At 68.6% G+C, this 21,577-nt stretch carries 17 protein-coding genes; 11 read left to right on the top strand and 6 right to left on the bottom strand.

What is annotated here, in order from left to right; genetic code table 11:
* Positions 1–24 precede the first annotated feature (24 nt).
* Genes VGC56_RS11555 through VGC56_RS11545 form a run of 3 tightly spaced genes read left to right on the top strand, consistent with a single transcriptional unit; the run spans position 25 to position 2,579 of the window.
* Positions 25–1,947, top strand: a complete 1,923-nt coding sequence (locus tag VGC56_RS11555) for a potassium transporter Kup (RefSeq protein WP_464125056.1) — start codon at positions 25–27, stop codon at positions 1,945–1,947.
* A gap of 44 nt (positions 1,948–1,991) precedes the next feature.
* Positions 1,992–2,201 (top strand): hypothetical protein, encoded by a 210-nt coding sequence (locus VGC56_RS11550; RefSeq protein WP_464125055.1) that lies wholly within the window; start codon positions 1,992–1,994, stop codon positions 2,199–2,201.
* 51 nt (positions 2,202–2,252) lie between these two features.
* A complete protein-coding gene (locus VGC56_RS11545; RefSeq protein ID WP_464125054.1) occupies positions 2,253–2,579 on the top strand; it encodes a YciI family protein in 327 nt (108 codons plus the stop codon).
* A gap of 4 nt (positions 2,580–2,583) precedes the next feature.
* Here the strand turns inward: VGC56_RS11545 and VGC56_RS11540 are convergent, their stop codons facing one another.
* A complete protein-coding gene (locus VGC56_RS11540; protein WP_464125053.1) occupies positions 2,584–3,639 on the bottom strand; it encodes an NAD(P)-dependent alcohol dehydrogenase in 1,056 nt (351 codons plus the stop codon).
* Between the two features lie 109 nt (positions 3,640–3,748).
* Here VGC56_RS11540 and VGC56_RS11535 point away from each other — a divergent pair, with 109 nt between their 5' ends.
* On the top strand, positions 3,749–4,930 hold the full coding sequence (locus tag VGC56_RS11535; RefSeq protein WP_464125052.1) for a BaiN/RdsA family NAD(P)/FAD-dependent oxidoreductase: 1,182 nt from the start codon (positions 3,749–3,751) through the stop codon (positions 4,928–4,930).
* A gap of 4 nt (positions 4,931–4,934) precedes the next feature.
* On the opposite strand, the gene VGC56_RS11530 is transcribed toward VGC56_RS11535, so the two are convergent.
* Entirely contained in the window at positions 4,935–5,732 is a 798-nt protein-coding gene (locus VGC56_RS11530; protein ID WP_464125051.1) for a transporter, read from the bottom strand.
* A gap of 105 nt (positions 5,733–5,837) precedes the next feature.
* On the opposite strand from VGC56_RS11530, the gene addA reads away from it, so the two are divergent.
* Both addA and trxA read left to right on the top strand, forming a co-directional pair.
* Positions 5,838–9,302, top strand: coding sequence for a double-strand break repair helicase AddA (gene addA / locus VGC56_RS11525; RefSeq protein WP_464125050.1), 3,465 nt, complete (start codon positions 5,838–5,840; stop codon positions 9,300–9,302).
* A 31-nt stretch (positions 9,303–9,333) separates the two neighbouring features.
* Positions 9,334–9,684, top strand: coding sequence for a thioredoxin TrxA (trxA, locus tag VGC56_RS11520; RefSeq protein ID WP_464125049.1), 351 nt, complete (start codon positions 9,334–9,336; stop codon positions 9,682–9,684).
* 46 nt (positions 9,685–9,730) lie between these two features.
* Here the strand turns inward: trxA and VGC56_RS11515 are convergent, their stop codons facing one another.
* Positions 9,731–10,171, bottom strand: a complete 441-nt coding sequence (locus VGC56_RS11515; protein ID WP_464125048.1) for a GFA family protein — start codon at positions 10,169–10,171, stop codon at positions 9,731–9,733.
* A gap of 126 nt (positions 10,172–10,297) precedes the next feature.
* Between VGC56_RS11515 and VGC56_RS11510 the strand changes: the two genes are divergently transcribed.
* The gene (locus VGC56_RS11510; RefSeq protein WP_464125047.1) at positions 10,298–10,564 is read left to right on the top strand and encodes a hypothetical protein; all 267 of its coding nucleotides are present in this window, start codon (positions 10,298–10,300) and stop codon (positions 10,562–10,564) included.
* A 96-nt stretch (positions 10,565–10,660) separates the two neighbouring features.
* Entirely contained in the window at positions 10,661–13,432 is a 2,772-nt protein-coding gene (secA, locus tag VGC56_RS11505; protein ID WP_464125046.1) for a preprotein translocase subunit SecA, read from the top strand.
* A 139-nt stretch (positions 13,433–13,571) separates the two neighbouring features.
* Here the strand turns inward: secA and VGC56_RS11500 are convergent, their stop codons facing one another.
* Positions 13,572–14,768 carry an exo-beta-N-acetylmuramidase NamZ family protein gene (locus VGC56_RS11500; protein ID WP_464125045.1) on the bottom strand — a complete coding sequence of 399 codons (1,197 nt, stop codon included), beginning with the start codon at positions 14,766–14,768 and terminating at the stop codon, positions 13,572–13,574.
* Entirely contained in the window at positions 14,765–15,316 is a 552-nt protein-coding gene (locus VGC56_RS11495; protein WP_464125044.1) for a DOMON-like domain-containing protein, read from the bottom strand. Before VGC56_RS11495 ends, VGC56_RS11500 begins: the two co-directional genes overlap by 4 nt.
* Before the next feature lie 45 nt (positions 15,317–15,361).
* Between VGC56_RS11495 and tyrS the strand changes: the two genes are divergently transcribed.
* Positions 15,362–16,591 carry a tyrosine--tRNA ligase gene (gene tyrS / locus VGC56_RS11490; RefSeq protein ID WP_464125043.1) on the top strand — a complete coding sequence of 410 codons (1,230 nt, stop codon included), beginning with the start codon at positions 15,362–15,364 and terminating at the stop codon, positions 16,589–16,591.
* A gap of 122 nt (positions 16,592–16,713) precedes the next feature.
* Here the strand turns inward: tyrS and recG are convergent, their stop codons facing one another.
* Positions 16,714–18,771 carry an ATP-dependent DNA helicase RecG gene (gene recG / locus VGC56_RS11485; RefSeq protein ID WP_464125042.1) on the bottom strand — a complete coding sequence of 686 codons (2,058 nt, stop codon included), beginning with the start codon at positions 18,769–18,771 and terminating at the stop codon, positions 16,714–16,716.
* Between the two features lie 73 nt (positions 18,772–18,844).
* On the opposite strand from recG, the gene VGC56_RS11480 reads away from it, so the two are divergent.
* Together VGC56_RS11480 and VGC56_RS11475 are read left to right on the top strand one after the other, a co-directional pair.
* On the top strand, positions 18,845–19,111 hold the full coding sequence (locus VGC56_RS11480; protein WP_464125078.1) for an FAD assembly factor SdhE: 267 nt from the start codon (positions 18,845–18,847) through the stop codon (positions 19,109–19,111).
* Positions 19,112–21,577 (top strand): transcription-repair coupling factor (locus VGC56_RS11475; RefSeq protein ID WP_464125041.1); only part of this gene is annotated, 2,466 nt, incomplete at its 3' end.

The raw sequence follows: 21,577 nt of genomic DNA, 5'->3' as shown, positions 1-21,577 counted from the left end.
TGCCGGAACACGCAAGGGACGAAGATGAGCGAAGCAGCGGCCAATGCGGCCGTGCCCGATGTTCGCGATCCCGCCCCGGGCCATCACGGCCACGGCGGCATCGTCAAGCTCACCTTGGGCGCCATCGGCATCGTCTTCGGCGACATCGGCACCTCGCCGCTCTACGCCTTTCGAGAGACCTTCCACGGCCACCACCGGCTGCCGGTCGACAAGCTCCACGTCCTCGGCGTGTTGAGCCTCATCTTCTGGTCGATGATGATCGTGGTGACCCTGAAATACGTCACCATCCTGATGCGCGCCGACAATAAGGGGGAGGGGGGCAGCCTCGCGCTCCTCGCGCTCATCGCCCGCAAGACCGAGTCGGCGAGCTGGGGGAAGAGCATCGTCCTGCTCGGCGTCTTCGCCTGCGCGCTTTTCTACGGCGATTCGATGATCACGCCGGCGGTGTCCGTGCTCTCGGCGGTCGAGGGCCTCGTCATCGTTCAATCGGGCCTGCAGCCGTTCGTGCTGCCGATCGCGGTCGGCATCCTCCTCGGCCTGTTCATGATCCAGCGTCACGGCACCGCCGCGGTCGGGACCCTGTTCGGGCCGGTCATGGCGGTCTATTTCGCCGCCATCGCCATCCTGGGCGCGATCAGCATCGCCTCGGCGCCGGGCGTCATCTGGGCGCTGAACCCGCTCCACGCGGTCTGGTTCTTCACCACCGAGCGTGTGCACGCCTTCGTCGCGCTCGGCTCCGTCGTTCTCGCCGTCACGGGGGCCGAAGCGCTCTACGCAGACATGGGCCATTTCGGCCGCCGCCCGATCAAGGCGGGGTGGCTGTTCGTCGTGCTGCCGTGCCTGATGATCAACTATCTCGGCCAGGGCGCCCTGCTCATCCGCACCCCGGGCGCGATCGAGAGCCCGTTCTTCATGCTGGCGCCCGACTGGTTCCGGCTCCCCCTCGTCCTCATCGCCACCGCCGCCACCGTCATCGCGAGCCAGGCGGTGATCTCGGGCGCTTTCTCGGTGACGCAGCAGGCGATCCACCTCGGCTTCGTGCCGCGCCTCAGGATCGAGCATACCAGCGAGTCGGTGGCGAGCCAGATCTACATCCCGGCGATCAACTACGCTTTGATGGTGATGGTGATCGCCCTCGTCCTCGCTTTCCGCACCTCGTCCAATCTCACCGCCGCCTACGGCATCGCCGTGACCGGCGCGATGTTCATCGACACCTGCCTGCTGGCCGTCGTCCTGTTCACGCTGTGGAACTGGAACCGCCTGCTCGCCGGGGCGGTGCTCGCCCTCTTCTTCATCGTCGACACCAGCTATTTCGCGGCGAACCTCCTGAAGGTCCCGAGCGGCGGCTGGTTTCCTTTGCTGATCGGCTTCATCGCCTTCACCTTCCTCACCACCTGGGCGAAGGGCCGCCAGCTGCTTCGCAACCAGCTCAAGCATGGCGAGATCCCGATCGAATTGTTCATCAAGTCGGCGACCGGCTCCGCCTCCCGCGTGCCGGGCACCGCCGTGTTCATGACCAGCCAGGCCGACGGCGTGCCGCATGCGCTGCTTCACAATTTGAAGCACAACCAGGTGCTCCACGAGCGCTCGATCTTCCTCAAGGTGGCGATCGAGGACGTGCCGTTCGTGGAGGAAGGCAAGCGCTTCGACGTCGAGGATCTCGGCCAGGGCTTCTTCCGCATCACCCTCCATTTCGGCTTCATGCAGGAAATGAACGTGCCCGAGGCGCTGGCCGGCATCCGCTGCTGCGGCCTGCCGTTCAAGATGATGGACACGAGCTTCTTCCTCTCCCGCCAGACGCCGCTCGCCACCAAGGACATTCGCGGCATGGCGCTGTGGCGCGAGAAGCTGTTCGCCTGGATGATGCGCAACGCGGAAAGCCCGATGGAATTCTTCAGCCTGCCCGCCAACCGGGTGGTCGAGATGGGCAGCCAGGTCAAAATCTGAACCGCTCCCAAGGCCCGGCGTTGAGGAGGCGAAGGAGAGCGAGCATGACCAAGAACAGCGGCGGCGCGACCATCAACCAGGGCGGCGCCTCAAAGCCCATGGCCGACCAGGCCGTGGCTGAGTTCGACGTCACCGGCAACGTCGCCGAGAAGGGCGAGGAGCCGTCGCCCGGCAAGCGCGAGCGCGGCGAGACGACCAGTGCCGACACCGGCAGCCCCATCGACCTCGACAGCGCTCACGACCGCGCCAGCTAGGCCTTTCCTTCCCCCCTCCCGCCGTAGGAGGGCCGGCAGAAGGAGACACGCATGCCGTTCGTCGTCATCGGAAAGGACAAAGCCTGCGGCGAGCTCCGCCGCCGCCACCGCGCCGCCCACCTGGAATTCATCGCCGCCCGCCAGGCGCCAATCATCTACGCCGGCCCGCTCCTGGAAGACGGCGCGATGATCGGCAGCCTCTTCGTCTTCGACCTCCCCGACCGCGCCGCCTTGGACGCGCACCTCTCCGAGGATCCTTATTTCCGCGAGGCGATCTTCAAAACGGTGGAAATCTACGAAAGCAAGTGGATGGTCCCCGAACGGGAACCGGGCTTCCTCGCCGCGGAGGCGGAGAAAGCGCGGGCCGCGGGAGGCTGAACCCTCACTCCGCCAGCGACGCCATGTCGATGACGAAGCGGTACTTCACGTCGGAGCGGAGCATTCGCTCGTAGGCCTCGTCGATCTGCTGGATGCGGATCGTCTCGGTGTCGGCGACGATGCCGTGCTCGGCGCAGAAATCGAGCATCTCCTGCGTTTCGGCGATGCCGCCGATCAGCGAGCCGGCGAGGCTACGGCGGCGGAAGATGAGGGCGCCGACGGACGGGGAGGGGTGGGGCTCGGCGGGGACGCCGACCAGCACCATCGTGCCGTTCCGCTTCAGGCAGAGGAGGAACGGGTCGAGATTGTGCGGCGCGGCGACGGTGTTCAGGATGAAGTCGAAGCTTTCGGCGTGCGCCTTCATCTCCGCCTTGTCGCGCGAGATCACCACCTCGTCCGCGCCGAGCGCCAGCGCGTCCTCGCGCTTCGACGGGGACGTTGTGAAGGCGACGACATGGGCGCCCAAGGCCTTGGCGAGTTTCAGGCCCATATGGCCGAGGCCGCCGATGCCGACGACGCCGACCTTCTGGCCCGGCCCGACCTTCCAGTGCCGCAGCGGCGACCAGGTGGTGATGCCGGCGCACAGCAAAGGCGCGACGCCGGGCAGGTGCTCCGCCGCGTGGCCGACACGCAGCACGAATTCCTCGCGCACTACGACTCGGTCCGAATAGCCGCCATAGGTGTTGCCGCCGGTGCCTTGCTCGGGGCCATTGTAGGTGCCGGTGAAGCCGGGCTCGCAATATTGCTCCAGCCCTTCCTGGCAGGCGCTGCAGGTGAGGCACGAATCGACCATGCAGCCGACACCGACGATGTCGCCTTCCTTGAACTTCGTGACCGCCGAACCGACGGCGGTGACTTCGCCGACGATCTCGTGGCCCGGCACGCACGGATATTTCGTCCCGCCCCACTCGCCGCGGGCGGTGTGGAGGTCGGAATGGCAGACGCCGCACCAGCGGATGGCGATGGCGACGTCGTTCGGCGCGGGGTCGCGGCGCTCGAAGGAGAAGGGGGCGAAGCGGTCCTCTGGACCTTGGACGGCGTAGGCGCGGGCGGGGATCATGAAGGGGGTCCTCCCTGGAGCTGAGCTGTGGGGGCGGTAGGGACTGGCGGGGGGCACGGCAAGCACGGGCGCTTGCATCGTGCGGCCAAAGGCCGGAGGGCGGCGGCGAATGGGACAGGAAGCGGCCTCCTACGACGCGATCGTTCTCGGCGCCGGCGGCGCGGGGCTGATGTGCGCGGCCGTCGCCGGCCAGCGCGGGCGGCGGGTGCTGCTCCTCGACCATGCCGAAGCGCCGGGGAAGAAGATCCTGATCTCGGGCGGCGGCCGCTGCAATTTCACGAATCTGGGCGCGGTGCCGGAGCGCTACCTCTCCGCCAACCCGCATTTCGCCCGCTCGGCCCTTGCCCGCTACACGGCGGCCGATTTCCTCGCTTTGGTCGAGAAGCATGGCATCGCGTGGCACGAGAAGACGCTCGGCCAGCTCTTCTGTGACGGCTCGGCGCGGCAGGTGGTCGAGATGCTGCTCGCCGAATGCGCGGCGGGCCGAGTCGACCTCCGCCTCGGCCAGCCGGTGGAGGTCGAGCATGGCGACGGCCGCTTCCGCGTCCGCCACGGTGCGCGCTCGTACGACGCGCCCGCTTTGGTGATTGCGACCGGCGGGCCGTCCATCCCCAAGCTCGGCGCTACCGGCTTTGCCTACGATCTCGCTCGTCGCTTCGATCTCAAGGTCGTTGAGCCGCGTCCGGCGCTGGTGCCGCTGACCCTGAGCGGGGAGGAGGCGCTGTTCACATCGCTTTCCGGAGTCTCCGCAGAAGTGGTTGCGTCCGCTGGCAAAACGGCTTTTCGAGAGGCGGCCTTGTTCACCCACCGCGGCCTCTCCGGCCCCGCCATCCTGCAGGTCTCCTCCTACTGGCGTCATGGCGAGCCGATCGCCATCGACTTCCTCCCCGACGCGGCTCCCGGCTGGCTGCGCACCACCAAGCGGGCGGAGCCGCGCTCGGGGTTGAGGACACAGCTGGCGCGGCGGTTGCCCGAGCGGCTCGCCGAGGCGCTGGCGGCGCGGCTCGAGTTGGCGGGGGAGCTCGCCAACCTTCCAGACCGGAAGCTGGAGGAAGCGGAGCGGCGCCTCTCCGGATGGCGCTTCGTCCCGAGCGGGACCGAGGGCTTCGCCAAGGCGGAGGTGACGGTGGGCGGCATCGCCACCGCCGGTCTCTCGTCGCAGACGATGGAAGCGCGGGCGATGCCCGGTCTTTACGCCATCGGCGAGGCGGTGGACGTCACCGGCTGGCTGGGCGGTTACAATTTCCAATGGGCATGGGCGAGTGGCTGGGCGGCCGGCCAGGCGCTCTGAGCCGTCAGAAGCGCGTGGCGATCCCGGCGTAGAGCTCCCAGTCCGGCGCCCCGCCCGACACGCCCTTGTTGGCGCCGACGTCGAGCTGGAGCGACGGCTTGGCCAGCCACGCTAGCGAAAAGGCGCCGATCACGGGGGTCGAATGGCCGGAAGGGTCGAGCGAGCGCTGGACCGACATCTCGAACGTGCCTGTGAGCGTCTTCGTCACCGGCAGGTCGACGCCGAACACGCCGCCATAAGCGAGGTGCCGCCCGTGCCGGCTCTGGTTCGGCTCCGCCTCCACGCGGCCGGTGAAGTCGAACTGGACCTTGCTCGGAAGCTGGTAGGTGAGCGGCAGCAACATGCCTGCCCCCCACGTGCCGGCGCCGATCGTCTGGCCGCCGGTCGGCAGGCGCGCGTAGGGCATGACCGCCACCGACAGGTCGCTGCCGTCCGGGTGGAGGAGGTTGCGCCGCAGGGCCACGCGCATGTCGCCGGTGCCGGTCGAGCGGTCGACAGTGCCGAACGGATCGCGCTGCCGCTGGGTGCCGAGCGCGGTCCAGCCGAGCTGCAGCTCCATGTTCGAGGTGAGGCCGTAGCGGACGAGGGTGTCGCCGAACACGAACGTGTCGCTGCGGCTCCCGCCTTGCCGATCGAGGGTCCAGTCGATGAGGCCCACCTCGATATCGCCATGCCCCGGATCGAACGTGCAGGGCGGGGTGCCGAGCCCCGGCCGGTCCGGGCAGAAATCGCGCTGCTTGTCCTGCGCCACAGCGGGCGAGGCGGCGAGAAGGGCGAGCGGGAAGGCCAGGGCGATACGCATCCTGCCCCGTTAGGCCTCCCCGCCGGCGGTGCAAGAGCGCTGGCACCGCGGCGGCGCGGTTCCTATAGTTCGGACCGTGGCCCCCGAACGCGCATGACGAGCCGATTGAAGCCCCTGAAGACGCTGGAGGGCGAGCAGGAGCGCGCGTCGCGTCCGCGCGACCATGCCGCCCTCTCCGCCTCGGCGGGGACGGGGAAGACCCACGTCCTCACCGCCCGCGTGCTGCGCCTGCTGCTCGCCGGCGTTGACCCGTCGTCCATCCTCTGCCTCACCTTCACCAAGGCCGGCGCCGCCGAGATGGCGCACCGCATCCACGAGCGGCTCGCTTACTGGGTGCGTCTCAAAGACAGCCTGCTGTTCGAGGAGCTGGAGGCGCTCGGCGAGCCGTCCGGCCCGGAGGCACGCCGGAAGGCCCGCACCCTCTTCGCCCGCGTCCTCGACGCCACTGGGGGCGGCCTGCGCATCCAGACCATCCACGCCTTCGCCCAGGGCCTGCTCGCCGCCTTTCCGGCCGAGGCGGGGCTGGTGCCCGGCTTCAGGCCTCTGGAGGGCCGCGAGGAGCAGCTCCTCGCCCGCCAGACCCTCGCCGATTTGCTGGTCCGCGCCGAGGAGGCGGGCGACGAGGCGCTGATCGCCAACGTCCAGGCACTCAGCCACCGTTTGGGGGAGGGCGGCGCCGAATCCTTCCTCAAGGCCTGCGCCCGCGCGCCCGACGCCATGGCGTCGCTCGGGGCACCGGAGCTGATCGAGGACCGCCTCCGCGTCGCCTTCGGCCTTCCCGCGGGCGACACCGACGCCGCGATCGCCGGAGAATGCTGCGACGAGGTGTTCGACGTCGCGAGCCTCCGCCGCATCGGCCTCCTGAACGGGCAATGGGGCACCAAGAACGGCCTCGAACGCGCCTCGCTGTGCGAACAATGGGCCGCGGCGGGGACGGCGGAACGCGCGCGCCTCCTCGACAAGCTCCACGCCGTCTGGGCAAAGGCCGACGGCGAGATCCGCAGCTTCGCCAAGGGCCAGGCGCCGCAGGACGACGATTATCTCCGCCTCGCCACTGCCGCGTTCCAATGCTGCTCCCGCCTCCTCACCATGCGGAAGGTGGCGAGCCTTGTCGCCTGCCTCGCCTGCGGCCTGCGCGCCGGGCAGCGTTTCGCCGAAGCCTATGCCGCTGGCAAGCGCGCCGCCGGCGCCGTCGATTTCGACGACCTCATCCGCTGGACGGAGCGGCTCCTCGCCACCCCCGGCATGGGCGACTGGGTCCGCTACAAGCTCGACCAGGCGACCGATCACATCCTCGTCGACGAGGCGCAGGACACCAATGCCGGCCAGTGGAGCATCGTCGGCGCGCTCACCGAGGAATTCTTCGCCGGGGCAGGCGCCACCGCCCGCCACCGAACCTTGTTCACCGTCGGCGACTACAAGCAGGCGATCTTCGGCTTCCAGGGCACCGACCCTTCCGAGTTCGAGCGCGCCCGCGCCTATTTCGAAGCCAAGGCCCGCACCGTCCGCGCCGCGGCGGAGGAGATGGACATCCCCGCCCGCGAGCTGCCGCCCGAATTCCTGGATCTCTCCATGGACCGCAGCTTCCGCTCGTCCCCGCCGGTGCTCCAGGCGGTCGACGCCGTCATCGCCGGCCTCGGCCATGAAGCGTTCGGCCTGCCGCGCCCGCCCCGCCCGCACCTCGCCCACCACCGCACCCGTGACGGCTCGGTCACCCTCTGGCAGCCCTATAGCGACGACCTCGTCCCGGACGAGGAGGCCGGCGAGGAGGGCTGGGTCAGCGACGCGGTGCGCGCCTATGCCGGGAAGCTCGCCCGCCGCATCCGCCGCTGGCTCGACCACCCCTTCCACCTCGACGGCAAGAAACGGCCGGTGCGCCCCGAGGACATCCTCATCCTCGTCCGCCGCCGCGGCGACGTCGCCGCGCTCATCGTCGCCCGCCTCCACGCCGAGGGGGTGCCGGTGGCCGGCGTCGACCGGCTGCTGCTCACCGCCCCGCTGGGCGTGCGCGACCTCCTCGCCGCGGTGCGTTTCGCCGTGCAGCCGCTCGACGACCTCAACCTCGCCAGCCTGCTCGTCTCGCCCCTGTTCGGCTGGAGCCAGGACCATCTTTTCGCCGCCGCTTATGGGCGGGACGGTGGCGCGCTGTGGCCGCGGGTGCGCGACAGCGGCGATCTCCCCGCCGCGGGACTCGGGACCCTCCTCGCCATGGCGGATTATGCGACCCCGCACCAATTCCTAGAGACGATCCTGTCGGGCCCCCTCGATGGCCGCCGCCGCCTGATCGAGCGGCTGGGGCCGGAGGCGCGCGACCCGATCGAGGAGCTGCTCGCCGCCGCGCTCGATTTCGAGACTCGCTCGGGCCCCTCGCTGCAGCGCTTCCTCGACTGGTTCGCCCGCGGCGACGTCGAGATCGTCCGCGATCCCTCCGCCCCGCTCGACGCGGTGCGGGTGATGACGGTCCATGGCTCGAAGGGCCTGCAGGCGCCGGTCGTCATCCTCGCCGACGCCTGCGCCGACCCCGACCGCAAGGGCGGCGGCTTCGGCGGCCGCATGGCCCGCCTGAAGCTCGGCGAGGACGGCTCCTCGGTGCCGGTCTTCCGCCCGAAGAAGGACGAGCTTGCCGAACCCCTGAAGGCGCAGGTCGAGGCGCAGGACCGGCTCGACCGGGAGGAGCATTGGCGCCTCCTCTACGTCGCCATGACCCGCGCCGAGGAGCGGCTCTACATCGGCGGCGCCCTCGGCCCCGCCGACCGCAAGGGCCCGCCCGCTTCGAGCTGGTACACCGCCGTGCGGGGCGCGCTCGGCGCCCTGGGCGCCGCGGAGATCGAGGATGCCGAGTTCGCGAAGGGTGTCCGCTGGGGGCAGGGGGAGGTGTTCACCAAGGCGGCCGCCCGCGCGCCCGATCCCCTCCGCACGCCGCCGGCATGGCTTCGCCAGCCCGCGCCTGTCGAATCGCACCCGCCGCGCCCGCTGGCGCCGTCCGCTCTGGGCGACGAAGGGTTTGCCGACCCGCCGCCCTCGCCGGCGCTCCGCGCCGCCGCCGAACGCGGCAAGCTCCTCCACCGCCTGTTCGAGCGGCTGCCCGACGTGCCGCCCGCGGAGCGCCGCGCCCGCGCCGATGCCTGGCTCCAGCATAGCGCCGGCGTCGCGGACGCGCGTCTACGTCGCGAGCTGATCGACCATGCCTGCGCAATCATCGACGATCCTGCGCACGCCGCGCTGTTCGGCCCCGACGCCCTCGCCGAAGCGCCGATCGCCGCGGTGGTAGGGGAGGGGGTCGTGGTGTCAGGTACGGTCGACCGGCTGCTGGTCGCCCCCGACCGAATCCTCATCGCGGACTTCAAGACAGCCCGCAAAGCACCTGCCAGCCTTGAAGAAATTCCCGCCGCCCACCTCCGCCAGATGGCCGCTTATACCGAGGCGTTGAGGGTCATCTTCCCCGATCGTCGGGTCGAGGCGGCCCTGCTCTACACCGCGACGCCGATCCTGTTCGACCTGCCGCGCGCGCTGCTCGATCGTTACGCGCCCGCCATTCGGGTGGTTGAGACGGCGCCCGCCAATCCCTAGATCGGGTACAACCCCGTGAGGAGATTTCCCGATGAGCACCAAGACCGTCACCGACGACAGCTTCAACACCGACGTGATCGGATCCGACAAGCCGGTCCTGGTCGATTTCTGGGCGGAATGGTGCGGCCCGTGCCGGATGATCGCCCCCGCGCTCGAGGAGATCGGCCGCGAGCTCGGCGACCGGGTCACCATCGCCAAGCTCAACATCGACGACAATCCCGATGCGCCGGCCAAATATGGCGTCCGCGGCATCCCGACGATGATCCTGTTCAAGAACGGCGCCCCCGCCGCCACTAAGGTCGGCGCCGCGCCCAAGGGCCAGATCCAGGGCTGGCTCGAGCAGGTCCTCGCCGACGATTCCGGCGAGCGCCGGACGGCGTAAGGCATCTTCTGCCTCCCCATCCGACAGGATGAGGGAGGCATGATTTCTACGGCGCCTCCGTCCCCTCCAACCCCCGCGTGTCGGGCCTGAACTTCTCGTACTTCGGTAAATCGTCCCCGGGGTCGAACCACGCCACCCGGCTCCCCCAGAAGATGTGGAAGCCCGGCGCCACCGCGTTCGCTGCGTCGAGGGTAGCGACGGAGAAGTCGACCGTCTCGGCCTGGTGGTCGACCTTCATCAGGAAGGGCGTGCCGCACACGCCGCAAAAGGCGCGGTGGCCGAAGCTCGAGGACGCGAACCACCGCACCCCGTCGGCGCCCTGGGTCCAGACCAGATCCCCCTCGGGAACGCTGGCGAACACCATCGCAGGGGCGCCCGAGGTCCTTTGGCAGGTGCGGCAATGGCACCAGCCGGCGTCGAACGGCGCGCTCTTCAGCGCGTAGCGGACGGCGCCGCAGGTGCAGCCGCCGGTGAGGGGCTCGCTCATGCCCCCGGGCTAAGCCCCGGCGAATGCACGCGTCAATCCTTGCGCCGCCCATGGACGCGCAGGCGCTGAGACACTATGTCCGCCGCAGGCGCCCGCTTCGGCGCGCCCGCCCAGGGATGCAAGCGCGTGCAATTTCTGCTCGTCCTCTCCGCGATGCTGGCCGGCCTCACCGGATTCATGTCCGGCGACCGGGCCGTCGAGCCGCGCCAGGTCGAGCAGGCGGTCGCCGCGGCGGCTGCCGTCGCGCAGATCGCGCCCGCCGCCACCGAGGCCGCGGCCGTTGCCGCCGCTCCGGCCGCCGCAATCCCCGTCCGTCGTCGCAAGGCCTGGTCTCCGGCCTCCTTCGCCGCCCCGCGCGGCCTCGCTCCGGTTGACGAGCGCCGGCTCGAATGAGCCCGCAGCCCGCCTGACGCGGCCTGCCCCATCGCCTGATCCCTTCATGCGCGCCGCGGCGTGCATCCCCCGCATATCACGAACAGGAATTCCCACATGCTCGGCGGCTTTGCCAAGTCCATCTTCGGGTCGTCCAACGACCGCTACGTCCGCTCGCTCAGGAAGATCGTCGAGCGCGTCAACGGCTTCGAATCGACCGTATCGGCAATGACCGATGAGGAACTGCGCGACCAGACGGCCCTGTTCCGCCGCCGCCTGGCGGGCGGCGAGACGATCGACGACCTCCTCCCCGACGCCTTTGCGACCGTCCGCGAGGCCGCCCAGCGCACGCTCGGCCAGCGCCATTACGACGTCCAGCTGGTCGGCGGCATCGTCCTTCACAGGGGAGAGATTGCCGAGATGCGCACCGGCGAGGGCAAGACCCTGGTCGCGACCCTCGCCACCTACCTGAACGCATTGGACGGCAAGGGCGTCCACGTCGTCACCGTGAACGACTATCTCGCCAGCCGCGATTCGGAATGGATGGGCCAGATCTACCGCTTCCTCGGCATGACCGTCGGCGTCATCGTCCCCAATCTTACCGACCAGCAGCGCCGCGACGCCTATCACTCGGACATCACCTACGGCACGAACAACGAGTTCGGCTTCGACTATCTGCGCGACAACATGAAGTACGACCGCGAATCGATGGTCCAGCGGCCGTTCAATTTCGCCATCGTCGACGAGGTCGATTCGATCCTGATCGACGAGGCCCGCACGCCGCTGATCATCTCGGGCCCGACGGACGACAAGTCCGAGCTCTACATGTCGGTCGACGCGATCGTGAAGGGCCTCGTGCCCGTCGATTACGAGCTCGACGAGAAGCAGCGCTCGGTCGTCCTCACCGAGGACGGCACCGAGAAGATGGAGCGGCTGCTCGAGGATGCGGGCCTGCTCCACGGCTCCAACCTCTACGATTTCGAGAACACGCTCGTCGTCCACCACCTGAACCAGGCGCTGCGGGCGAACGTCATGTTCAAGCGCGACACCGATTATATCGTCAAGAACGGCAAGGTGATCATCATCGACGAGTTCACCGGCCGGATGATGGATGGGCGGCGCTGGTCGGACGGCCTCCACCAGGCCGTCGAGGCCAAGGAGGGCGTCGAGATCGAGCCCGAGAACCAGACCCTCGCGTCGATCACCTTCCAGAATTATTTCCGCATGTATCCCAAGCTCTCCGGCATGACCGGCACCGCCGCCACCGAGGCGTCGGAATTCTGGGACATCTACAAGATGAACGTGGTGTCGATCCCGACCCACGTCGCGGTGAAGCGCATCGACGAGGACGACGAATTCTACAAGAACGTCACCGACAAGTTCGCCGCCATCGCGAAGTCGATCAAGGAGAAGCAGGAGCTCGGCCAACCGGTGCTGGTCGGCACCGTCTCGATCGAGAAGTCCGAGCTGCTCTCCGAGTTCCTCGAGCGCGAGGGGGTGAAGCACGAGGTGCTGAACGCCCGCTTCCACGAGCATGAGGCGCATATCGTCGCCCAGGCCGGCCGCATCGGCGCCGTCACCATCGCCACGAACATGGCCGGCCGCGGCACCGACATCCAGCTTGGCGGCAACGTCGAGTTCCGCGTCGGCGACGAGCTGTCCGAGATGGAGGACGGCCCTGACAAGGAGGCCGCCATCGCCCGCATCAGGCGCGAGGTCGAGGAGGAGCGTGAGCGCGTCCGCATTGCCGGCGGCCTGTTCGTGCTCGGCACCGAGCGGCACGAGAGCCGGCGCATCGACAATCAGCTGCGCGGCCGCTCGGGCCGCCAGGGCGATCCTGGGCTGTCGCGCTTCTACTTGAGCCTCGACGACGATCTGCTGCGCATCTTCGGCCCGCAGACCATGTTCTCGCGCCTCATGAACAAGAATCTCGAGGACGGCGAGGCGATCATCTCGCCGTGGATCTCGAAGGCCATCGAGACCGCGCAGAAGAAGGTCGAGGCGCGTAACTACGACATCCGCAAGCAGGTTGTCGAATATGACGACGTGATGAACGACCAGCGAAAGGTCATCTACGAGCAGCGCGCCGATATCATGGACGCCGACGCGGTCGGCGACGTCGTCACCGACATGCGCTCGGAGACGGTCAACACGATCGTCGGCGAATCCTGCCCGCCCAACACCTATCCCGAGCAGTGGGACATTGCCGGGCTGAAGGCTCGGGTAATGGAGATTTTCGGCTTCGAGCCGCCGGTCGACGACTGGCTGAAGGAAGAATCGGTCGATCCCGAAATGCTGGTCGAGCGCCTGGAGGCGCTCACCGCCCAGCAGCTCGAGGACAAGGCGCGGGACATCCCGCCCGAAAGCTACATCCAGGTCGAGAAGTCGATCCTCCTCCAGTCATTGGACCAGCACTGGAAGGAGCATCTCCAGATGCTCGACGCGCTGCGGCAGGTCATCCACCTTCGCGCCTACGCCCAGAAGAAGCCGATCGACGAATATAAGCATGAGGCGTTCGGGCTGTTCGAACGGATGCTGGTCTCGATTCGCGAGGACGTTACCCGCACCCTCGGCCTCGCCACCTTCACCATGCCCGAGCAGCCCGATTTCCAGCTGCCCGCCGAATTCCAGAACATGCCCGAATTCAACATGCAGGTGCTCCCGGACTTCATCACCACCCACATCGATCCGTTCAGCGGCGACGACGACACGGCCGACGTGGATGCGGGAAGCGGCAACATCCTCTCGCGCCTGCCGCCGCTGCAGATCGAGCAGCCGGCGATGCCGGACGGCGTCAACGTCGCCGAGCTCGCCACCGTCAGCCGCAACGCGCCGTGCCCCTGCGGCTCCGGCCTCAAGTACAAGCACTGCCACGGGCAACTGGCCTGATCAGATCCTCCCCGCGGACGGGGAGGGGGACCGCCGCCGAAGGCGGGGTGGAGGGGGTTCGGAGACGGCTGCGGCGTTGATAGCCCCCTCCACCAGCCTGCGGCTGGTCCCCCTCCCGGTCCCGGGGAGGATCTGAGGCTCAGTACAGGAGGGACTCCCTCCGCTCTTCCTCCCACGCCTGCTCGTCGGGCAGGGTGATGGCGTCGAGATCTCCCGCCTCGGCGCCCATATCGTCGACCCACTCCCGCAAGGCGGGGCCGCCGTTGATCACGTCGATCGCCAGCTTGCCGAACTCATATTCGTATGGGAAATCTCGCCACAAAGAATAATCGGGGTAGAGCCGCCGGATCGCCTTGAACGCCAGCGCCTGCAGCCGCCACGGCCGGAAGGCGTGATGGTCGTAGGCCGGGCCCTCTGCATGAATATGCACACCATTGCATAATTGCCCGACATGCTTGTGGAAGGTCGGCTCGAACCAGATTTCCCGCAGTGCGCAGCCCCGCATCCAATCCGGTGCATATTTATGCATCTCCTGAAGCACCGCCCGCGCATCGATGTCCGGCGCGCCGAAAATCTCCAGCGGCCGGGTCGTTCCCCGGCCTTCGGACAAGGTGGTGCCCTCGAGCATCACGGTTCCGGCATAATCCCGCGCCATCGACATGTTGGGGGCGTTCGGGCTGGGGTTGATCCACACTCTTTCAGGGGGCCACCCATAGCCGGGCCCAGCATCGGGCGCATATCCCTCCATTTCGATGACCCGGTACCCAACATCCAGCTTGCCCGCCGCGACGAACCACCGCCCCAGCTCACCGAGCGTCATTCCATGCCGCATCGGCATCGGCCCCGCGCCGACGAAGCTCTCCCACCCCGGCCGCAGCGTCAGCCCCTCCACCGGCCGCCCCGCCGGGTTGGGCCGGTCGAGCACCCACACCTCCTTGCCGTGCTGCGCGGCACTTTCCAGAACATAGAGGAGGGTCGTGATGAACGTGTAGATCCGGCACCCGAGATCCTGGAGGTCGACGAGGATGACGTCGAACGTCCCCATCGACTGCCCCGTCGGCCGCCGCACCTCGCCGTAGAGGCTGAAGATCGGGACGCCGTGCACCGGATCGGTGAAGTCCGGCGACTCGACCATATTGTCCTGCTTGTCGCCCCGGAGGCCATGCTGCGGTCCGAACGCCGCGGTGACGTTCAGCCCCGCCGCGACCAACGCGTCGAGCGAATGGGTGAGGTCCGCCGTTACCGACGCGGGATGGGCTAGGAGCGCGACCCGCTTGCCTTCGAGCGGCTTGCGCAGGGCTGGGTCGGCGAGGAGGCGGTCGAGGCCGGTTTTCATGGCCGCGTTGGTGGCGGCAGTTCCAAGGCAAAGCAACTGCGGTGATGAAAGTCGGGCGACGAACCACCGTGGGAGAGCGCCCAATAGGATTTGCCGAACGCCTGCTCCTCGACGATGGCGCAGAGGCCGACGTCATAGAGATCTTCCGGGAGGTCGAGCCACAGCTCGACATCGGCGACAATCGTGCGAGCGTCGCGGCGCACCGCGATTATGGGCGGGGCAGCGACTGGAGTGTCCGTCATTCCGTCGCGATAATCTGCAAATTCGTAAGCCGCCCATTGGCACGAGGGGGAGAAATTGAACTCGCGGTATCCCGTTTTCCCCCGCGCGCGCACGAACATCTCGAAGCAGGTGGTCTCCCACAGGTGCCCTGATCGTAGGGGCGGGGCAGGGGGCGGTAGAATCACGGCGCCGGCCGGCGCCACTATCTCGAAACGCAGGGCGAGATGGTCCCGCCTCAGCCGTTCGAGGCTTACCCGGACGGTCTCGACATGCAGCGCCTCCTCCGCGGGGTGGGCCCACAATTCGGTGTCGATCCGATCCATCATCGATCCGGCCTTAGCAATCTTGCGCCCTCATGCTAACCGCGCGCCATGTCCTACCAGTCCGATCTCCTCCGCATCCTCGACGAGCGGGGCTATGTCCACCAGATGACCGACCCCGACGGGCTCGACGCTCTCGCGGCGAAGGAAGTCGTACCCGGCTACATAGGCTTCGACGCAACGGCCCCGTCGCTCCATGTCGGCAGCCTGGTGCAGATCATGATGCTGCGCCGGCTCCAGCAGGCCGGACACAAGCCGATCGTCGTCATGGGCGGCGGGACCACCAAGATCGGCGATCCGTCCGGCAAGGACGAGAGCCGCAAGATGCTGACCGACGAGACGATCGCCGGAAACATCGCCTCGATCCGCAAGACCTTCGAGCAGTTCCTGACCTTCGCGCCTGAAGGAGGTGAGGGGGGGGCAACCGACGCCACCCTCGTCAACAACGACGATTGGCTCGCCACCCTCGACTACATCCCGTTCCTGCGAGACGTCGGGCCGCATTTCACGATCAACCGAATGCTGACCTTCGACAGCGTTCGGCTTCGGCTGGAGCGCGAGCAGCCGCTGACTTTCCTCGAATTCAACTACATGATCCTCCAGGCCTATGATTTCCTGGAGCTTTCGAAACGGGTCGGCTGCCGTCTGCAGCTCGGCGGCTCCGACCAATGGGGCAACATCGTGAACGGCGTCGAGCTCACCCGCCGCATCGCCGGCACCCGGGTCTACGGCGTCACTACGCCGCTCATCACCACCGCGGACGGCGGCAAGATGGGCAAGACTGCCGCGGGCGCCGTGTGGCTCAATGCCGAGCAGCTCAGCCCCTACGATTACTGGCAATTCTGGCGCGATGCCCGCGACAAGGACGTCGGCCGTTTCCTGCGCCTGTTCACCGATTTGCCGCTGGACGAGATCGCGCGGCTGGAGGCGCTCGAAGGGAGCGAGATCAACACCGCCAAGAAGATCCTGGCGGATGAAGCGACGTCCCTGGCCCACGGCGGCGCGGCGGCGCAGGCGGCGGCGGAGACGGCGCGGATGACCTTCGAGGAAGGAAGCTCCGGCGAATCGCTGCCGACGATGAAGATCGAGGCCCCGTTGCTCCTCACGGAGGCGCTGCTCGGGCTAGGTCTCGTCGCGTCGAAGAACGAGGCGCGCCGGCTGATCCAGCAGGGCGGTGCGAAGGTGAACGGCGAGAAGGCGGACAGCGACGTCACCCTCCGCCCCGGCGCCGAGGTGCGGATTAGCGCCGGCAAGAAGAAGCACGGATTGCTGGTGTCGTAAGATCCTCCCCGGGACGGGGAGGGGGACCGCGCGAAGCGCGGTGGAGAGGGGGTCCTGCCACGCTCAGCCCCCCTCCACCACCGCTTTCGGCGGCGGTCCCCTCCCCGTCCTGGGGGGAGGAGCTACCCGCCCCGTAGCAGCTCCACCGCCGCATCCCGCTCCATCAGATAGAGCAGCACCCGGGCCGCCTGGCCGCGCGGCGCCTGCAGGCCGCCGTCGCGGTCGACCAGCAGGCGGGCGTCATCGGTAGCGACCGGCACCAGCGCCTGGATCTGCTCCGGGCCCGCAAGCCGGAACTGGGCCTCGCCGGATTGCTTCGTCCCCAAAATCTCGCCGGCGCCGCGCAGCCGCAGATCCTCCTCGGCGATGCGGAAGCCGTCGTTGGTCTCCCGCATCAACGCCAGCCGCGCCCGCGCCGTCTCGCTCAGCGCCTGGCCGCGCAGGAGGAGGCAGACGGAGCGGCCCTCTCCGCGGCCGACGCGCCCGCGCAGCTGGTGGAGTTGGGCGAGGCCGAACCGCTCCGCGCCCTCCACCACCATCAATGTGGCGTTGGGCACGTCCACGCCCACCTCAATGACCGTGGTCGCGACCAGTACCGCCACCGTGCCCTGCTGGAAGGCGGCCATCGCCGCGTCTTTTTCCGGCCCCTTCATCCGACCGTGGACGAGGCCGACCTTGTCGCCGAAGCGCAGCTGCAGCACTCGCGCCCGCTCCTCGGCGGCGGCCATGTCGCTCGCCTCATTCTCCTCGACCAGCGGGCACACCCAATAAGCCTGGCCGCCGCGGGCGACGTGGCGGGAGAGGCCGTCCACCACTTCCGGCAAGCGCTCGACGTTGAGCACACGCGTCTCGATCGGCTGGCGGCCCGGCGGCATCTCGTCCAGCCGCGACACGTCCATCTCCCCGAACTGGGTGAGGGTAAGGGTGCGCGGGATCGGCGTGGCCGTCATGACGAGGAGGTGGGGCGGGCGCTCGGCTTTTTCCGCCAGCATCAGTCGCTGGGCGACTCCGAAGCGGTGCTGCTCGTCGACGACGGCAAGGCCGAGGCGCTTGTAGACGACCGCCTGCTGGAAGATGGCGTGTGTGCCGACGAGGATGTCGATTGAGCCGTCGGCGAGGCCCATCAGCGTCGCCTCGCGCACCCGGCCTTTTTCGCGTCCGGTGAGGATGGCGACATTGGCCTGGACACCGCCGAGCTGGCGCCTCAGCGTCTCGTAATGCTGGCGCGCGAGGATCTCGGTCGGCGCGAGCATCGCCGCCTGCGCACCCGCCTCGACCGCGACCAGCATCGCCTCCAGCGCCACCAAAGTCTTGCCGGAGCCGACATCGCCCTGGAGCAGGCGGAGCATTGGCTGCGCTTGCGCCAAATCGCCCTCGATCTCGCCCATCGCGCGGCGCTGGGCGCCGGTGGGAGCGTAGGGCAGGTCGAGCTGGGCCCGCAGGCGCCCGTCCCCTACCAAGGGCACGCCGCGGCGGCGGCGGTTGCTGGCCCGGACCAGCATCAGCGCCAGCTGGTTGGCGAACACCTCGTCATAAGCGAGCCGCTCCCGCGCCGCCGGCCCGGCGCGCCCGCCATGCGCGTCTGCCAGGGCTTCCTGCCAGCCGGGCCAGCCGCGGGCGGCGAGCAGGCTCGGCTCGATCCATTCGCCAAGCTCCGGCATCCGCGCCAGCGCTTGCTTGGCGAGGTCGCCGAGCCGCCGGCTAGTGATCCCCTCGGAGAGTGGGTAGACCGCTTCCCGCTCAGGCAGGTCGAGCGCGTCGGCGGGGCCGAGCACGTAGTCGGGGTGCACGATCTGGAGATCCTGCCCGTATTGCTCCATCCGCCCCGACACGACTTTAGGGACGCCCAAAGGCAGCTGCTTCTTCGCCCAGCCTGGATTGTTGAAGTAAGTGAGGGTGATGTAATTCCCCGCCCGGTCGGTCGCGAACACCCGGAACGGGCCGCGGCCGCCCGCCTGGCGGTAGTCGACCGGCGTTACCACCACCGTTATCACGGAACCCGCGTCCGCCGCGTCAAGCAGGTCCACCCTCTTGCGCTCGATCCACCCGGTGGGAAGATGGAAGAGCAGATCGACCACCCGCTGCAGCCCCAATCGCTTCAGGGGCTTGGCGAGCGCCGGCCCGATGCCCTTCAGCACCTCCACTTCGGCGAACAACGGGTTGAGGATGTCGGGCCGCATAACTAGATCGCGTTCGTACCCAATGCCGGCAGGGCGTCAAAGCCCCGCCGGCCTTTTCCGCATGGAGCTTCCTCTGGACCGTGAAGCCCGCCTCAAGCGCCTGCGCTTCCGCGCCTGGCATCGCGGCACCAAGGAGGCCGATCTGCTCATCGGCGGCTTCCTCGACGCGCATGCGGCAGGGTGGGACGCCGAAGAGATCGCCTGGTTCGAACGGCTGCTCGAGGAGCAGGATGTCGACATCATGGCCTGGGCGATCGGCACCGAGGCGCCGCCTGCCGCGTTCGAAGGGCCGCTGATGCGCCGGCTCCAGCATCTCAACTATATAAAGCACCGCGAATAAGTGACTGATATCCAGAAGATCCTGACGGCGAAGAAGCCGATGACTCTGGCCGGCGCCCCGGCCGGCTTCCTGCCGTGGCTCGCCGCCGACCTCGCCCGCGCCGCCAAGGGGAGGGCCGTGTTCATCGCCCCCGACGAAGCGGCGATGCGCGCGCTCGCCGACGCCGCCGGCTATTTCGCGCCCGAGCTCGAAGTGCTGAGCTTTCCCGCCTGGGACTGCCTGCCCTACGACCGCAGCTCGCCGTCGCTGCGCGCCACATCGGAGCGGCTCGGCACCCTCCATGCCCTGCAGCGCAAGACGGAGAGGCCGCAGCTCCTCGTCACCACCGTCAACGCCGCCACCCAGCGCACGCTGACGCCGTTCCGGGTCCGCCAGCTCGTCGCCCGCCTGGCGCCCGGCGAGCGGATCGACCGGGACCGGCTCGCCAGCCTTCTGCAGGCGAACGGCTATGTCCGCACCGACACCGTCGCCGATGCGGGCGAGTTCGCGGTGCGGGGCGGCCTCGTCGACCTGTTTCCCGCCGGGCGGAGCGAGGCGCTGCGGCTCGATTTCTTCGGCGACGAGATCGAAAGCGTCCGCCGCTTCGACCCCACCACCCAACGCACCATCGCCAGCGCGGAGGGCGGCTTCACGCTGCTCCCGGCGTCCGAGACCCTGCTCGACGAGGAGAGCATCAAGCGTTTTCGCGCCCGCTACCGCGAGAAGTTCGGCGCCACCGCGACCGGCGATCCGGTGTATCAGGCGGTGTCGGAAGGCCGCCGCCTCGCCGGCGTCGACCATTGGCTGCCCTTGTTCGAGGAGCGGCTCGACACGCTCTTCGCCCACCTTTCGGACGACGACATCGTGGTGCGCGACACCCACGACGCCGGCGCGGCGGACGCGCGCTTCGAAGCGATCGCCGATTATTACGAGAACCGGACGCGCGCCCAGACCGCCGGCCCGGGCAGCTACCGCCCGCTCGAGCCCGACACGCTCTATCTTCCCCGCGAGGAGTGGCGCGACCTGATCGAGGCGCGCCCGCTCCACCTGATCACCCAGTTTCACGAGCCCGAAAGCGCCACCGTCCTCGATTTCGAAGTCGATGCCGCGCGCGACTTCGCGCCGGAGCGCTCGCAGAACGCCAACGTCTACGAAGCGGTGGTCGCCCATGTCGCGACGCTGCGGCGGGCGAAGAAGAAGGTCGTGCTCGCCAGCTATTCGCGCGGCGCCCGCGAGCGCCTGAAGGGCCTGCTCGCCGACCATGGCCTCAAGAAGGCCGTCGAGGCCGAAAGCTGGCAGGAGGCGCAGGGCAGCGCCGCCACCGGGGCGGTGGCCCTTGCCGTCGTGCCGCTCGACCACGGCTTCACCGCCGGGGACGTCGCCGTGCTCACCGAGCAGGACATGCTCGGCGACCGGCTCGTGCGCCGCCGCCGACGCAAGAAGTCGACCGACGCCTTCCTGTCCGAGCTCGCCACCCTCTCGCCCGGCGACCTCGTCGTCCACGCGGATCACGGCATCGGCCGCTACGAAGGGCTGATGCAGATCCCGGTGGGCACCAGCCCCCACGATTGCGTCGCGCTCGAATATGCCGGCGGCGACAAGCTCTACGTGCCGGTCGAGAATATCGACATCCTCTCCCGCTACGGCTCCGACAGCGAGGGCGTGACCCTTGATAGCCTTGGCGGCGAGGCGTGGCAGCGGCGCAAGTCGCGGATGAAGGAGCGCATCCGCGAGATTGCCGGCGAGCTGATCAAGACGGCGGCGGAGCGCGCCGTCCGCCCGGGCAAGGTGATCGAGCCCGACACCAGCTACGCCGCCTTCGCCGACCGCTTCCCCTATGAGGAGACCGAGGACCAGGACCGCGCCATCGCCGACGTCTTCGCCGATCTCGAGGCCGGCAAGCCGATGGACCGGCTGGTCTGCGGCGACGTCGGCTTCGGCAAGACCGAGGTCGCGCTGCGCGCCGCCTTCGTCGCCGCCCTTTCGGGCATGCAGGTTGCCGTCGTCGTGCCGACGACGCTGCTGGCGCGCCAGCATGCGAGCACCTTCACCCAGCGCTTCGCCGGCCTGCCGGTGCGGATCGGTCAGCTCTCGCGCCTCGTTTCGGCGAAGGACGCCGCCGATATCAAGCGCGACGTGGCCGAGGGCCGCATCGATATCGTCGTCGGGACTCACGCGATCCTCGGCAAGGGCGTCCAGTTCAAGCACCTCGGCCTGCTGGTGATCGACGAGGAGCAGCATTTCGGCGTCAAGCAGAAGGAGAAGCTGAAGCAGCTCAAGAACAACGTCCATGTGCTGACGTTGACCGCGACGCCGATTCCGCGAACGCTGCAGCTTGCCCTCTCGGGCGTGCGCGAATTGTCGATCATCGCCACCCCGCCGGTCGACCGCCTCGCCGTGCGCACCTTCGTCTCGCCGTTCGATCCCCTGGTGATCCGCGAGGCGCTGCTGCGCGAGCATTTCCGCGGCGGCCAGAGCTTCTATGTG

The sequence above is a fragment of the Allosphingosinicella sp. genome (genome assembly GCF_036403745.1).
Taxonomy (GTDB): domain Bacteria; phylum Pseudomonadota; class Alphaproteobacteria; order Sphingomonadales; family Sphingomonadaceae; genus Allosphingosinicella.
Note: the sequence above shows the minus strand (reverse complement) of the source record. Positions and strands in the feature narration are given on the sequence as shown.

Bases quoted from the DNA above. Each gene is read 5' to 3' on its own strand.
- VGC56_RS11555 (WP_464125056.1), top strand. From the start codon at position 25: ATGAGCGAAGCAGCGGCCAATGCGGCCGTGCCCGATGTTCGCGATCCC.
- VGC56_RS11550 (WP_464125055.1), top strand. From the start codon at position 1,992: ATGACCAAGAACAGCGGCGGCGCGACCATCAACCAGGGCGGCGCCTCA.
- VGC56_RS11545 (WP_464125054.1), top strand. From the start codon at position 2,253: ATGCCGTTCGTCGTCATCGGAAAGGACAAAGCCTGCGGCGAGCTCCGC.
- VGC56_RS11540 (WP_464125053.1), bottom strand. From the start codon at position 3,639: ATGATCCCCGCCCGCGCCTACGCCGTCCAAGGTCCAGAGGACCGCTTC.
- VGC56_RS11535 (WP_464125052.1), top strand. From the start codon at position 3,749: ATGGGACAGGAAGCGGCCTCCTACGACGCGATCGTTCTCGGCGCCGGC.
- VGC56_RS11530 (WP_464125051.1), bottom strand. From the start codon at position 5,732: ATGCGTATCGCCCTGGCCTTCCCGCTCGCCCTTCTCGCCGCCTCGCCC.
- trxA (WP_464125049.1), top strand. From the start codon at position 9,334: ATGAGCACCAAGACCGTCACCGACGACAGCTTCAACACCGACGTGATC.
- VGC56_RS11515 (WP_464125048.1), bottom strand. From the start codon at position 10,171: ATGAGCGAGCCCCTCACCGGCGGCTGCACCTGCGGCGCCGTCCGCTAC.
- secA (WP_464125046.1), top strand. From the start codon at position 10,661: ATGCTCGGCGGCTTTGCCAAGTCCATCTTCGGGTCGTCCAACGACCGC.
- VGC56_RS11500 (WP_464125045.1), bottom strand. From the start codon at position 14,768: ATGAAAACCGGCCTCGACCGCCTCCTCGCCGACCCAGCCCTGCGCAAG.
- VGC56_RS11495 (WP_464125044.1), bottom strand. From the start codon at position 15,316: ATGATGGATCGGATCGACACCGAATTGTGGGCCCACCCCGCGGAGGAG.
- tyrS (WP_464125043.1), top strand. From the start codon at position 15,362: ATGTCCTACCAGTCCGATCTCCTCCGCATCCTCGACGAGCGGGGCTAT.
- recG (WP_464125042.1), bottom strand. From the start codon at position 18,771: ATGCGGCCCGACATCCTCAACCCGTTGTTCGCCGAAGTGGAGGTGCTG.